Source organism: Burkholderia sp. KL41 (assembly GCF_057005415.2).
This window is the reverse complement of sequence record NZ_CM189268.1, coordinates 517115-531507: the sequence shown is the minus strand read 5'-3', so window position 1 is coordinate 531507 and position 14393 is coordinate 517115. Positions and strand designations below refer to the sequence as shown.

Sequence of the window (14393 nt, the reverse complement as noted above, 5' to 3'; positions counted from 1 at the left end):
AGGATCGGCCGATGGTTTGCCGATCGACCGAAGGGTGTGGGCGATGGGTGATACGGCCGGATTCCGCCGCGTTTCACCGTCAGGTTTCTTTCGGGTTCGTCACGGACGGCCGGGGAACGCGGCGCGGTTATCGAGGAAGGTGCGGCAGGTGCAACCGTGTCGACACGCCGTGCCGAAGAACGGGATATGTGGCTGGCGCGATAACCGGATTCCAGAGATCGACCGCCCGCAATTGCAGGCGGTCGATCAACACGTCCGTCATTTGCCCGGGCGTCGCGTGGCCTCGACCGGCTCTCCGTTCTCCGACACGAAATGCCGCCACGCGATCGATCCTCGGGCATTCAACGCACTGGCACCAACGCCGTCAATTCACCCCGACCGCGCTCCAAGCACGAGCGACCGTCGCGCTTTCGGCCGAATTCGCGCCGTACAGGTCGTTCGCCGCCTGGATCGATGCACGCCGCGCGTTCGGGTAGCTGGAGTTCGCGTTCAGATACACGGTCAGCGTCCGGTACCAGATCTTCCCGGCTTTCTCGCGCCCCAGCCCGGTGAAGGTCGTGTCGCCGTTGCAGACCAGTTTCGCTTTCGTCAGGCCGGTATCGGTCGACGGCACCGTCGGGCCTTCGGCCAGCAGGTAGAACAGGCGATTGCCGACGCCCGACGTGAAATGCGGATCGTGGCGCGGATTCGACCACGAGAATCCGCCGGACGGGTAACAGCTGAACGACCGGCCATCGAGGTCCTGCTTGTACATCTTGCGCAGGCCGCCGCTCACCACGCGCGCACCGATCACGTAGTTGCCGGGATCGTTCGGGTTGTTCGCGTAGTACTTGACGAGCGTGCCGAAAATGTCGGAAGTCGCTTCGTTCAGCCCACCCGCGTCGCCCGAATAGTTCAGGTTGGCCGTGGCCTCGGTCACGCCGTGGCTCATCTCGTGTCCGGCCACGTCGACCGACACGACCGGCTTCGGCAGGCTCGTGCCCGGCTGGCCGTCGCCGTACACCATGATGTGCGACGGCATCCATGCCGCGTTCGCGCCGGTCGTGCCGCTGCCGGTGTCGAACACCACGTGCGCGAAACTCTTCACGCCGCGCCCGTCGTTGAAGATACCGTTGCGGTTGTGCGTCGTCTTGTAGTAGTCCCAAGTTAACGCCAGACCGTAATCGATGTCGGCGGCGACGGTCTGCCGGTCGGTGGTCGCGTTGTTGCCCCACACGTTCGTGCTGCTCGTGAAGATCGGCAGGTCGGTCGCCTGCTCGACGTCCTCCGCGATCAGTCCGCGACCGTCGTACACGGAGCCGCCGCCGCGATTCGGATCGAGCATCCGGTACGCGTTCGTGCCGGTCTGGTCGGTGGTCAGCGTCAGGTTGCCGTAGTACAGCGAGCGGCCGGTGCCGGTCGCGGCGGCGGTCTTGATCAGGTCCTGCGCATCGAGCACGGCGCCCGTGCGTGCGTCGACGTAGTACAGCACCGCATCGCCGTGCACGTCGTTCGACTTGCCGTATACGCGCACCGCGTAGGCCAGCGTCGGCGTGACGTCGCGTGCGAACACCACGAGCTCCGCGTCGTCGACGCGGCGCACGTCCGAGTTGAAACGCGCGGTCGCGATGCGCTTGACCCTGGCGTTGCCGATGTCGGGCGCGTTGCGTACCACGGCGCGGTTTCCGACCTTGCCGATCGTGCCGGCGAGATTGATCGGCGCAAGCTGGGTCACGCTCGCCTGCTTCAACTGCCCCTTGCTCGAATGGACGACCACGTCACCGCCGATCACGGGCAGGCCCGCGTAGAAGCGGTCGAAACGCACGTGCTCGGTGCCGTCGGGATCGACGATCACGTCGCGCACCTCGAATTGATCGCCGTCCGTCGGCGCACTCGCCTGCGGCCCTGCGAACTTCAACGTGCGTGCTGCGCCGCCAGCGGCCAGACTGAAGGCGGACGGGTTCTGCTGGATCAGTTGCAGTGCCTTGTCGACCGTGGCCGACTGGTCGCCGGCCTGGGCAAAAGCACTGAGACTCGCGACGGTAATCGCGGTGATGGACAGCAGGCGAGACAGTTTCTTCATGTAATCCCCCGGTTATGTATGGGTGATGTTCGAGGAATGCATCAAGTACAGACTTTGATCCAGGACATGTCACGAACTGCAGAGGGATGCTAGAAGGTCATTTTTATAATTACAAGATATTTTCTGACAGGTTAATAACTTCTTTCGGCGATGTTAATCGAGTCATGATTTGGTTATAAATCTGAAATGATCGCGTCGGTTGCGATGCCGGTTTCGGCAACGCTGCATCGGCGGAATGTGCGTGCCGAGCCCGCCGTTATTGGGGAAAGGCAGTGCGTGGCGCGGGTCGGGCGGGACGGAGGATGTGAAGCTCGGGGTAACGCGGCAGATGCTATTTGCTTTATTAAATATTGATTTTGATTATTGCCGTTCCAGGCATGCCACCGGGGTTTTTAATGCCCCTCCGATTCTCGCCCTTGATGACACTGCCTTTTAATTCGTAGTAAAAGCCTCACGAACGACGCATGAGAACGTGTTTTCTACGAATCTTTCGATTGAGCCGCACGGCACGGCCGGCAGCATGAGCGCGTCACACTGCCTTTTGCATCGCCCTATCCGCGCAGCGTGAAGCGGACGCGCGGCCGCACACCGAGGTTTTCGCGCGAGAAGCATACGGCCGATGAACCGTCCGTCGACGTCGGCCGCCTACCTGCCCCGCACCTTGACCTGCACCACCAGCCACGTCAGCGCCCCCAGCACGAATACGGCGAGCGTCCACGTGCCGCCATGGTGCTGCAGCACCGCGGCCGTCGCGGCGATGCCCGCCAGTCCTTGCTGCAGGAAACCGCACAAGGCCATCGCATGCGCGCCATGTTCATGCGCATCGCTGACGGCGGTCGCCATGCTGTTCGGAAACAGCACCGCCTGGCCGAAGATCGCCAGGCAATACAGCGCGATGAAGATCCACAGCCCGGTGAAATGGGTCAGCAGGCCGCTCAGCCACGACACCAGCATCAACGTGGTTGCGAACGCAAGCAACGCGGCGCCGGCATGCATCAGCCGGACGCCGCCGAGCCGCCTGACGAGACGGTTGACCAGCATCGCCCCGCTGAAATAGGCCACGCCGAGCAGCAGGCCGATACTGCCGAAGCTCGTCACGGCCAGCTGGAAATGCTCCTGGAACACGAACGGGCTCACCTCCTGCAAGGTGACGGTCGTCGCGAACCCCAGCCCGCCCGCGCAGGCTGGCCACAGGAAGCCCGGGCGCCGCAGCAGGAGCCAGTAAGTACCGGTCAGGCCCGACGGTTTGGCGGCACGGCTTCCCGCCTTCAACGGCAACGCGTAAGACAGCGCGACCGCCAGTGCGGCGACAGCGGCCATCAGCACGAAACCCGTTTGCCAATGACTGTATCGGCCGATGAGCCCGCCGATGAACTGGCCACCGCCCAGGGCCGTGATGAAGGCGATCGACAACACGGAGAGGCGTCGTGCCAGTTCGTCGCCGCGCCAGTTGTCGCGGACGACGATTCGGGCGATGATCGCCGCGCCGCCGCCGCCGATGCCCTGGATGGCGCGCAACACGAGCAGCGCCGGTGCGACCGTGCAGCTGGCGAGCAGCAGGCTGCTGCCGATGAACAGCAGCAGCGAAATCAGCAGCGGGCCGCGCCGGCCCCAGCGTTCCGCGGCAGCGCCCCAGAATGGCACCGGCAGCGCGGCACCGATCACATAGGCGGAGATGGATAACTCGGCGCCGCCTTGCGTCATCTTCAACTCGCGCATGACGACAGGCAGCGACGGCAGGTACACCGTCGTCGCCATTTGCGCCATGAATACGACCAGGCACGCCAGCGCCATCAGGGAAGCGGCCGACGCCGCGGGTTCGCACGGCGCACCGGCGGCAAGAACGGGTTTGTCGCTCATGCCAGCCCTCGATCCGATCGGGACGCGCACCCGGTCGTTACCCAACCGGGCGCACATGACGGGCTCCCGTCGCGGGCGCTATCCGCGTACATGCGCGTCTGAAATCCGGGTTCGGTCGCCATCGTTTCTCTCACGTTTTTTTTCGGGGTTTGCCGCGGTTGTGTGCGGCAGGACTGAAGCGGCTGATTGTACAAAGGTGCGGGAAACGAATGGTAGACGCCGAATTCAAATGACCGTTGGGGAGCGGCGAGGGGCTCCCTGCGCCGCCCGCCGCGACAATGCAGGACGTGCGGTGCGGCAAGCCGGGCCATGACCGGTATTCAATGACGAACCGCCGTCGAGCGACCGCTTCGTGCATGAGGCACAATAGCCGGCTTCAACATTCAACCGTGATCAAACCCATGCGCTTCGTCGTCGTCGGAACCAGCGGGGCGGGGAAATCCACCTTTTCCAGCGCACTGGCGGCGGCCGCGGGCTGCCCGTACATCGAGCTGGATCGACTCTACTGGGGCCCCGACTGGACAGCCGTGCCGCCGGAACAGTTCGAGCGCGCCGTGCTGGCCGCGACGGCCGGCGACCGATGGGTCGCCGACGGGAACTACAGCGCCGTGCGCGACGTGCTCTGGTCGAGAGCCACCCACGTGATCTGGCTCAACTTCGGGCGGCGGACGGTGTTCTCCCGCGTGCTCTGGCGCACGTTGAGCCGCGGGCTGATGCGCACCGAGCTTTCGCACGGCAACCGCGAGTCGCTGCGGATGGCATTTTCGCGAGAGTCGGTGCTGCTGTGGTCGTACACCACGTTCGCCAGGAATCGTGTCAAGTTCGCCGGCCTGCGCGACGACCCGAAATACGCGCATCTGCACTGGACGGAGATCACCCGGCCTTCGCGCACCCGCGCGGTCATCGACATGCTGGCTCGCGCCGGCGGTTGAGCGCGGCGCGACGCGCGTTTGCGGCGATGCGAATTCACTTCACGGCCGCATTGCCTCCGTCGGCGAACAGGGCCGAGCCGGCAACGAAACTGGCCATCGGGCTCGCCAGAAACAGCGCCGCGGATGCGATCTCGTCGGGGCGGGCGATGCGCTCCATCGCGTGGAGCCCGGCCGCCCATTCCTTCTGCTCGCGGTCTCCCCCCATCGCGGTGTCCACACCGCCCGGCAACAGAGCGTTTGCCCGAATCCCCCGTGCCGCGTAGTCCGCGGTGATGCCCTTCACCAGTCCCATCAAGCCGGCCTTGGACGCACCATACGCGGACATGCCGGGTAGCCCGACGCTGGTTCCGACGAAGCTGGACGTGAAGACGACCGAGCCGCCTCCGCGTTCGAGCATCGCGGGAATCTGGTTGCTTGCGCCCAGGAAGGCCGCCGTCAGATTGGTAGACAGCGTGTGCTGCCAATCGTCGAGCGAGATGTCCGCGAGCGGTTTGAGCGGCCCGACGGTTCCCGCGTTGTTGATCGCGATGTCGAGACCGCCGAACTCGCGCAGGGCCGTCGCGACGAGCCTTCGATGCGTATCGACGTGACAGACGTCGCCGGCGCAGGCGAACGCCTGCCCGCCGTGACCACGAATCTCGTCGGCCACCTCATTCAACGTCGATTCGCTTCGCGCGCCCAATACGATCGACGCGCCATGCGCCGCGAACATCAATGCGATCGCCCGGCCGATTCCGGTGGAGGCACCGGTGACGATGGCGACTTTCCCTTCGAGTAAGGTCATCTTCTTCACATCCCGTGAGTGAGGTCAGTCACGGCAATGTAGGCGACCGTTTGCAGGCAGGCACTCCGTTTCTTGCTGTTGAAGTCCGGTGCAACGGCATCGCGGGTGGTGCGGCACGGCCATGTCGCGCGCTGCGGCGATCTGCACGGGATGGAGATGCGCAGCCTTCCCGACCTGCACGGTCATTGAAACGGCGGCCCGCGCCGGCACCCGAACGCGGCATGACGCTTGCCGGCGTCAGTCGTCGAACGTGCCTTGATATTCCGGTGCGGCATCCGCACGCGTGTTCAGCTCGAACATCACGCCGCCCGGCGCGCGGCAGAAGAAACGCGAACCGCGCCCGTTGTTGAAGACGTCCGTCACCATCTCGACGTCCTCTTCCCTGAAGCGTTCGAACAACGTGCGAACGGCATCGAGGCTCGGCAGTTCGAACCCGACGTGGAAATTCGTCGGCCACGCGGTCTCATCGTCGCCGGCGTGATCGATCACTACGTCGAAGCCCGGGCGCTTGAGGATCCAGGATTTGTCCCAGCTTCCCGCGATCGTGAAGCCGAGATGCCGCTCGAAGAATCGGGCCGTCGCCAGTGTGTCGGTGGAGGGGAAGCTCAGGTGATTGAGCTTCATGGTTTGCGTCATGGCAGTCATTGCGAGTCTCCGTCATGCGTCGATCGGCGGAGGCCCCATGCCGTTCCGCCCGACGCACCCAGAATACGAGCCGCGGCTCGCATTCGACAATTCGCATTCGCCGCCTGGCTCGACAGCGCGCGAACCCGCGAGAAATCGCGGATCGGGGCGCGGTTGCGAGCGCTGCGGATCGCGCCATTCGCATTTGTATTTGTCCGTGATTTGGCTGAGCCACATCACTTCCGGCAGTCGCCCACCTTGTTTCTCGAGAGAGCCATCTCCATTGGATCCGCTTTCCGGACAGGTGGAACCATCGTTGAAAGCGACACGCCCCATGCCGCCCTACGTCTTCGCCGCTTCGTAAACCTTCGTCTTCGGATTGAACCGGTATTCGACGACATCCGCGGCGCCGTCAGTCTTTTTCCGGCCGGCGTTGTCGATGCCCGTCCCGTTCATTGCCACGCGAAGGCGCGGCCAGTCCCGGCCGTCTGCCGGCAGGAACGTCAGCGTCGACGAGCTTTTCACGCACGGTATCCGGTTGCGGGTACCTGCGGCATCGCATGCCGCGCCGCTGTCGTTGCCGCGAAATACGTTGCCGGCATAGGTCCAGTCGGTATCGTCAGGATTGCTTGACGCATCGGTGCGCCGATAGACGAACAGGCCGAACGACTTGATCCGGGTACCGGAAGCCAGGTGCCAGGTCGGCACGGCCAGCACGATCCGCCCGTCCGGCAGGGTCGTGCTCACGGCGGATTCCCGGTCGTCGATCGTGTCGGCCTTTTCGTCGCCGCCAAACTCGCCGATCGAGCGTTCCGACTCGACCATGTTCCAGCCGGCCACGCCGCCGTCCGTGATCCATTCGAAGGTCGCCTCCGTGATCGTCACCCTGGCATCGTGCACCGGCTCGGCGGTGTTCTCCTGTTCGGCGTACTTGTTCGGCGTCTCGTAGGCGAAGCCGGTGAAGTAGTGGCCGCCGTTCAGGTCGAACGCGTGGCCGTACCAGTACGTGGCCTGGCTTCCATTGGCGATCTCCATCGAGGCCCCGCCATGCGCGTCCTTCTGGTAAATGCCCTCCAGCACCTGGCCCGGCCTGGGCGGCACGGGCGAGTCGCGCCCTTCGCGCGGCGAGGTAACGGCCTGCGTCGCCGATGCAGCCGCCGGCTGCGCATTCGATGCGGTATCGGCCTGACCGGAACGATCCCCGCATGCCGCGACCAGAAGCGAAACGACGGACAGCCATGCAACTTTCCCGATCATGTGCCTTTACCCCGGATGCGTCTTCAAGTGACCCGATGCACGCTCACGGGTGCACCGATTGATATCGCCGTTCGATACCGGTTGCCCGGCCGATCGATTCGGGCACCGGTTCTCTTGTCGAACCCATGGCGCGGACTGTCCGGGCGCTAGCGGCACCTGCCGCCGTAACCGGCCGGCAAAGCCGACGGCAACGCGGCGCTCGCCGCGAAGGCAGGCAGCCCAATGTGACGCGGCAACGCGACGCGCTGCGCGGGAAGCATCCTGTTCTCGGGTTTCATCGTTTTCATTTTTCGTTGTCGGCGCCAATACGGGACTGGAAGACGTGCTCGGACACGCTCAATGCGGAGTGCATTGCGCCAGCGCCGATTATCTCCACAATCGGCGAATAAATCATCCATCGACGGCATCGGCTGCCGGACAGGCCCGGCATAACCACACCGCTTTTCGCGACGCATCAAGCGTCGATGGCCCGGGGTCGACAGACACACCCCGGGCCACGGATCGCCCGCCGGTGCCGGGCATCACGACCGCTGCCCGACACCACCGTTCGATCGATACTGCGCAGACAACGTCAGAACTGGTAACCCGCGCCCACCACCGCGCCGAAGTCCGAACGCGTGTTGCCCGTCACCGACGCCTTGACGACCCAGCGATTGCTTTCCGTCACATACGAGTACCCGGCGGCGAAACCCTGCTGGCCGTGATAGTTCGACGTCGCCGCCGAGACCATCGAGCGGCCCGCGCCCGTCGGTTGCGGCAGGCCGGCCACGGCCATTGCCGATGCCACGCCGCCGTACATGTCCTTCTTCAGGTCGTTGAACGAGTTGTACACCTGGCCGATGCGCTGGTCGGTGTAGCCCTTCGCCTGCGACGTGGCGGTCGACAGGTTGTCGTTCAGCTGCTGCACGTTGACCGCGTCGGTCGGCGCCGTGCCGGCCGCGACGTTCGTGACCTGGCGCTCGCTGCCCTTCGCACCGACCGAGAACGAGTTGTCGCGATCGGCGACGGAGCCCTGGCCGACCGCCACCGCGTTCTTGCCGGTTGCGGTTGCCGTCGACCCGATCGAACCGGCATCGGCACGTGCGATCCACGTCGTGTTCGCATCGGTCGCCGCCGCGCGGATCTGGTCGTTGGCCGCCGCGTTCTTCAGCGCGTTGTTGAACTGGCCCATGTTGACCGCGTCGTTGTCCTTCACGCCCGCCGCGACACCGGTCAGCACGCGGTCGCCCGACGTGCCGGAGAAGTTCACGCTGGTGCCGCCGGTGTCCTTCCCGACCGTGATCGCGCCGTTCGGATCCTGCTGCTGCACGAGGCCGGCCTTGCCGTTCGCGATGTTGTTCACGTTCCCCTGCAGGTTCGTGATGTCGGTCGTGTTCTTCGCGACCTGCTGGTTGGTCGCGTAGAGCTGCGAGCCGTTCACCGCATCCGTGCTGGTTGCGCTGAGCGTGCCGGCCTGCACGTTGGTGATGCGCGTGCCGCCCGCGCCGCCGAGCGTGATCGAGCTCTTCGACGCGTCGTCGTACTGCACCGCGAGCGCACCGAGCTGGTTGAGGCTCGACTCCACGCCCTTCAGCTGCTTGACGTTCACCGCGTCGGTATCGGCGGTGCCCGCGGCGACGTTCTTCAGCACGACGGCCGCGTTCGGGTCGCCGCCGATGAGCGATACCGAATTCAACCGGTTGCCGTTCGCGTCGACGTCGTACTTGACGACATTCTTCACGGCCTCGCCCGCCTGGTTGGACACCTGCGTGATCTGCTGTTCGAGCGACGACTTCACGCCCGACAACTGGCCGCCGTTCACCGCGTCCGTGCTGCCCGCGGCGACGTTGCCGTCGGCCACGTTCGTCAGCTTCGTCGGTGCACCGCCGCGCGCCGCGTTGTAGGCACCGAGCGTCGGGTCGAACTGCAGCGCGTCCTGCTGCAGCCCCGCGATCGCGGCCGTGTTGCCGGCGATGTTCGTTTCGGCATTGCCGATACGCGTTTCGTGATTCTCGAGCGTCGTCGTGTTGTTGAGAACACGACCGTCAAGGTTCGTGAGCGCGTCGCCGACATTGTTGAACGAACCGCCGCCGACCTTATAGTCCGGCGCGCTGATCGAGCCGTCCGGATTCGCCGTCGCGCCGCCGCCCAGCGCGGCCGCCGTGCCGTCGGTTGCACGGCGCAGTTGCGCGCCGTTCACCGCATCCGTGCTGCCGGCCGCGACGTTGCCTTCCGCGACGTTGGTCAGGCGCACCGGGCTCCCGCCGTTGCCCGCGCCGAGCGAAACCTGCTTCTTGCTCGCGTCGTCGTACTTCACGGCGAGTGCATCGAGCTGGCTCGTGCCGTCCTGGATCGCCGCGTTCAACTGGTCGACGTTGACCGCGTCCGTGCCGTTCTTGCCGGCCGCGACGTTGCCGATGCGTTGCGGGCCGTTGCCGCCGTGGCTCGCGTCGTAGGTGCCGAGGTTCGCGTTCCACTGGAGCGCGTCCTGCTGAAGTGCCGCGATGTTGCCGGTGTTCGTCGTCACCTGGTTGCCGAGCGTCGTCACGTTGTTGCTGACGTTCGTAATCGACTGGTTCAGCGAGTCGGTTGCCTTGCCGAGCTGGCCGACGTTCACGGCGTCGCTCGCGGCAGTGCCGTCCGCCACGTTGTGCAGGCCGACCGGCGACTGCGCGCCCTTGCCGCCGAGCGTCACGCCGCTGTGCGCGTCATCGTCGTACTGCACCGCGTTCTTCGTCGCGTTGCCGATCTGGTTGTTGATCGACGTGCTCAGGTTGCCGAGCGTCGTATTGATGTTGTTCGTCACGCTCGTGCTGAGCGACGACAGGCCGCCGTTCAGTTGCCCCACGTTCACCGCGTCGGTGTTCGCGACACCGGCCGCGACATTGTGCAGCGTCGTGCCGTTCGTGCCGGCGAACGTCACCGAGTCGAAGCCGCTCTGGCCGTCGTACTTCACGTTGCGCGTGTCGGCGGCCTGCAGGTTGCTGATGTTGGTGGTCGCCGTGCTCAGCGATGCGTTGATGCCGGTGACGTTGCTCTGCAGGTTCGTGATGTTCGACGCGGCGGTCGAGATCGACGATTGCAGCGGCGCGATGCTGCCGTTCAACTGACCGACGTTGACCGCATCGGTGTCGGCGACGCCGGCCGCGACGTTGCCGATGCGTTGCGGGCCGTTGCCGCCGTGGCTCGCATCGTATGCGCCGAGGTTCGCGTTCCACAGAAGCGCGTCCTGCTGGAGCGCCGCGATGTTGCCCGTGTTCGTCGTGACCTGGTTGCCGACATTCGTGATCGACTGGTTCAGCGTATCGGTTGCCTTGCCGAGCTGGCCGACGTTCACGGCGTCGCTCGCGGCAGTGCCGTCCGCCACGTTGTGCAGGCCGACCGGCGACTGCGCGCCCTTGCCGCCGAGCGTCACGCCGCTGTGCGCGTCATCGTCGTACTGCACCGCGTTCTTCGTCGCGTTGCCGATCTGGCTGGTGATCGACGTGCTCAGGTTGCCGAGCGTCGTGCTGAGGTTGTTCGTCACGCTCGTGCTGAGCGACGACAGGCCGCCGTTCAGTTGCCCGACGTTCACCGCGTCGGTATCGGCGACACCGGCCGCGACGTTGTGCAGCGTCGTGCCGTTCGTGCCGGCGAACGTCACCGAATCGAAGCCGCTCTGGCCGTCGTACTTGACGTTGCGTGCGTCGGCCGCCTGCAGGTTGCTGATGTTGGTGGTTGCCGTGCTCAGCGATGTATTGATGCCCGTGACGCTGGTCTGCAGGTTCGTGATGTTCGACGCCGCCGTCGAAATGGACGTCTGCAGCGGGGCGACACTGCCCTTCAGCTGGCCGACGTTGACCGCATCGGTGTCGGCGACACCGGCCGCGACGCCGCCGATCGTGGTGCCGTTGCTGCCGTCGAGCGCGATCGCCGCGTGCGAATCGTCGGTGTATTTCACGACGTTCTTGGTCGCCGTCACGATGCTGGTGCTGAGGCTGTTGCCCACGCTGGTCACACGCTGGTCGACGTTCGAAATCGTGGTCGACAGCGAATTGCCGACCGACGTCACGCGCGCGTCGACGTTGGCGATGCTCGTGCTGAGCGTGCCGTTCACGTTCTTCAGCTGCTGGACGTTGACGGCATCCGTATCGGCCGCGCCCGCCGCGACGTTCTTGAGCTGACGCTCGGCGCCGATCGCGCCGAACGACACCGCGCCGCCGACCGGCGCAGCCGTGCCGCCGAACACCGGCGTGCCGCCGTTGTTCGCGCCGACGCTGCCCGAGCCGATCGCCACCTGGTTGTTGTCGTTCGTCTGCGCGCCCGCACCGATCGCCACGGATTGCGTACCGCCGGCGCGCGTCTGTGTCGCCGCGTCATACGACGCGCCGGCCGACACGCCGTCGCTCGAAGTCGGGTTCGCACCGCCGATCGCAACCGAACGGTCGCCGCTTGCCAGCGCCGAGTGGCCGAGTGCGATCGAGCTCGTGCCGCGCGCATCGGCGACGTTGCCGAGCGCCATCGAGAAGTCGCCGACCGCGGCCGACTGGCGGCCGACGGCGAGCGACGTATTGCCTTGCGCGACGGCTACCGTGCCGATGGCGGTGGCAGAGTTCGCCAGCGCCTGCGAACCGACGCCGATCGCAATCGCGCCGCCGCTGCTGGTGCCGCCCTTGCTGCTCGCATTCGACTGGTCGCCGATCGCGATCCCGCTGGTACCGGCCCTGGCGTTCGTCCCCATCGTGACGTTTGCCGTGCTCACCGCCACGTAACTTCCGCTCTTGGTCGACACGCACAGCGGGTTCGTCCCGTCGATGCACTGGCCGTTCAGCGCGTTGTCCGGGTTGCCGCGGTCGACGAAGTTGTCCGCATGCGCGGCCCCCGCGATCAGGACACCTGCGCCCGTGAACATGGCGGCGGCAAGCGCCGAAATCTGCTTCCTCTTCATGGTCTTCTGCTCCGTTTTGTAGCGTCTGGTTTGTATACGGACTACTTAATTTTCTTGAAGGATTCAGCTGCGATTACGACTGCAATTACGATTACGACTTCAGTGCGGAACCCGATTCCGATGCCCGGCCCGAGCGTGCCGAAGACGACACGCATCGCCCGCCCGTAGCGACGGGACGTTCGAAAGCCCGGGCACGCCGCTGGTGTGACGGCCCGTTCCGTTAATTCGGTTAATGCATTAGGAATGCATATCGTTTGATATGGGCGAACTCGCCCATCGACTGAATCCGGAGATTCAACCGCCGTTATGGACACCCCTGATTTGATGTCGCGCCGACCGCGACCAACCCCGCTTCTTTTATTTCATCGACGGCAACCGGACGTGCGCCTGAGCGCTCCGGACATGCGTTCGGATGAGCATCAATTGATGCCACGCCCCCCGAATCACGCAACGTCCGTCACGACCCTCCGTGCCTTGTGCTGCCCCGTGCAACCCTGCATTCAAAGTTCGGACGAATTATGAGACACGCACCTGAATTATTGAAGGTGACATTCTTTATAGATTGTAAAATCCCGTATATTCAATAAGTTGCGTGAAAAACGCGCACCTCGCAAACGATTTCGCGGCGCCGGAATTAATCCAGATGTTTTGTCGGGCGGACAAATGCTTTGCCGAAGCGGATTAAAAATAAATTCCGGCGAAAATATTTCCGCAGAAAAAACCACGGAGCCGCGCGATCGCGTGCAGGCAAGAATGAAAATGGCGGAAATGGACAGGCATCAGGGTGCCACACCGCTCACGCAAATCACAATACCTGATGAAGAATCAGAAAATCGGAATGAAGCAAATAGAGTCAATGCGTCTGGCAAGAATCGAAATATCCCCCTACAATTCGGCTCGCATCGACACGGTCAGCCGCGCCCTTTTCCACGCGCGGCGACGGCAACGCGTCGCGTCCTTACCGGATCAGCGATCAATACAAGCAACACCGGGTATTACGCCGACCGGTCGTCTGTCGCGCGGTTTGCGCGAAATCCGAATATCGATGCGCTTGTGCGTTGCCATAGAGCAGTTTCCAACGATTATCCGAACCGGGCCGGCCACCCGCAGGAACGCAGCCAGCAGCCATTCCAGAACAGGTGCACGATGCATCCATCGACCTCCGTATTGGGCGACGCCCATATCCTGATCGTCGACGATCAGCCCGACCAGCTTCGCTTGCTGATCGACATCCTGCGCGGCACCGGGTGCCGGATCAGCATTGCATCCGACGGGCTGCAGGCGTGCCAGCGCGCGCAGGCGCTCATGCCCGACCTGATCCTGATGGATGTGCGGATGCCGCGCATGGACGGCTTCACCGCATGCCGGCTGCTGGCCGCCGATCCGCTGACGTGCGCGATTCCGGTCATCTTCCTGACCGTGGCGGGCGCGTTGCACGAACGCCTCGAGGGGTTCGAGATCGGCTGCGTCGACTACGTGGTGAAGCCGTTCGAGCCGGCCGAAGTGCTCGCGCGGATTCGCGTGCAGCTCGCGCGGGCGACACGCGAGCGGCCCGTCGACACGGAAAGCGTGTTCGTGACCGGCAAGGACGACGACATCATCGTGCGCGCGGCCATCCGCCATCTGGCGCGGACGCTGAACGATCCGCCGACGGTGGAACAACTGGCACGCGCGGTCGGCACGCATGAAAAGCGGCTGTCGCGGGCGTTTCGCGACAACCTCGGCCAGACGGTGTTCGAGTATCTGCGGCACGAGCGGCTGCGGATCGCGCAGGATCTGCTGGATTCGACGTCGCTCAGCATTGCCAGCATCGCGAAGGAGATCGGTTTTTCCACGCCGGCGAATTTCGCGACCGCATTCCGCGAACGTTTCGGCCTCACGCCGACCGAGTGGCGGCGCCAGCGCCACGCCGGTGAACGCGCCGCGCGCCGGGAGCCGCAACGCGACGCATAGGACGCGTTCCGCACG

The 14393-nt window shown here is 64.7% G+C and carries 8 protein-coding genes; 2 read left to right on the top strand and 6 right to left on the bottom strand.

All coding sequences use genetic code 11. The features are described 5' to 3' along the window. Positions 1 to 364 precede the first annotated feature (364 nt). Both PQB87_RS36400 and PQB87_RS36395 read right to left on the bottom strand, forming a co-directional pair. Positions 365 to 2062 (bottom strand): M4 family metallopeptidase, encoded by a 1698-nt coding sequence (locus PQB87_RS36400; protein WP_431208787.1) that lies wholly within the window; start codon positions 2060 to 2062, stop codon positions 365 to 367. Between the two features lie 645 nt (positions 2063 to 2707). After that, positions 2708 to 3922, bottom strand: a complete 1215-nt coding sequence (locus PQB87_RS36395; protein ID WP_502291571.1) for an MFS transporter — start codon at positions 3920 to 3922, stop codon at positions 2708 to 2710. A 401-nt stretch (positions 3923 to 4323) separates the two neighbouring features. On the opposite strand from PQB87_RS36395, the gene PQB87_RS36390 reads away from it, so the two are divergent. Then, positions 4324 to 4854, top strand: coding sequence for a P-loop NTPase family protein (locus PQB87_RS36390; RefSeq protein ID WP_174414826.1), 531 nt, complete (start codon positions 4324 to 4326; stop codon positions 4852 to 4854). Between the two features lie 34 nt (positions 4855 to 4888). Here the strand turns inward: PQB87_RS36390 and PQB87_RS36385 are convergent, their stop codons facing one another. From PQB87_RS36385 to PQB87_RS36370, 4 genes are all read right to left on the bottom strand, one after another. Beyond that, a complete protein-coding gene (locus PQB87_RS36385) occupies positions 4889 to 5638 on the bottom strand; it encodes an SDR family oxidoreductase (RefSeq protein WP_489245095.1) in 750 nt (249 codons plus the stop codon). A 237-nt stretch (positions 5639 to 5875) separates the two neighbouring features. Then, complete coding sequence (locus PQB87_RS36380) at positions 5876 to 6283, bottom strand: VOC family protein (RefSeq protein ID WP_174414824.1); 408 nt, start codon at positions 6281 to 6283, stop codon at positions 5876 to 5878. Between the two features lie 321 nt (positions 6284 to 6604). Continuing rightward, a complete protein-coding gene (locus PQB87_RS36375) occupies positions 6605 to 7519 on the bottom strand; it encodes a hypothetical protein (RefSeq protein ID WP_301861638.1) in 915 nt (304 codons plus the stop codon). A gap of 571 nt (positions 7520 to 8090) precedes the next feature. Next, a complete protein-coding gene (locus PQB87_RS36370; protein WP_489245093.1) occupies positions 8091 to 12425 on the bottom strand; it encodes a YadA-like family protein in 4335 nt (1444 codons plus the stop codon). A gap of 1146 nt (positions 12426 to 13571) precedes the next feature. Between PQB87_RS36370 and PQB87_RS36365 the strand changes: the two genes are divergently transcribed. After that, a complete protein-coding gene (locus PQB87_RS36365) occupies positions 13572 to 14378 on the top strand; it encodes a response regulator transcription factor (protein WP_042973870.1) in 807 nt (268 codons plus the stop codon). Positions 14379 to 14393: the final 15 nt, after the last annotated feature.

What these genes read in the sequence shown, in the direction of transcription:
- PQB87_RS36400 (WP_431208787.1), bottom strand. Translation starts at nt 2,062, where the DNA reads ATGAAGAAACTGTCTCGCCTGCTGTCCATCACCGCGATTACCGTCGCG.
- PQB87_RS36395 (WP_502291571.1), bottom strand. Translation starts at nt 3,922, where the DNA reads ATGAGCGACAAACCCGTTCTTGCCGCCGGTGCGCCGTGCGAACCCGCG.
- PQB87_RS36390 (WP_174414826.1), top strand. Translation starts at nt 4,324, where the DNA reads ATGCGCTTCGTCGTCGTCGGAACCAGCGGGGCGGGGAAATCCACCTTT.
- PQB87_RS36385 (WP_489245095.1), bottom strand. Translation starts at nt 5,638, where the DNA reads ATGACCTTACTCGAAGGGAAAGTCGCCATCGTCACCGGTGCCTCCACC.
- PQB87_RS36380 (WP_174414824.1), bottom strand. Translation starts at nt 6,283, where the DNA reads ATGACTGCCATGACGCAAACCATGAAGCTCAATCACCTGAGCTTCCCC.
- PQB87_RS36375 (WP_301861638.1), bottom strand. Translation starts at nt 7,519, where the DNA reads ATGATCGGGAAAGTTGCATGGCTGTCCGTCGTTTCGCTTCTGGTCGCG.
- PQB87_RS36370 (WP_489245093.1), bottom strand. Translation starts at nt 12,425, where the DNA reads ATGAAGAGGAAGCAGATTTCGGCGCTTGCCGCCGCCATGTTCACGGGC.
- PQB87_RS36365 (WP_042973870.1), top strand. Translation starts at nt 13,572, where the DNA reads ATGCATCCATCGACCTCCGTATTGGGCGACGCCCATATCCTGATCGTC.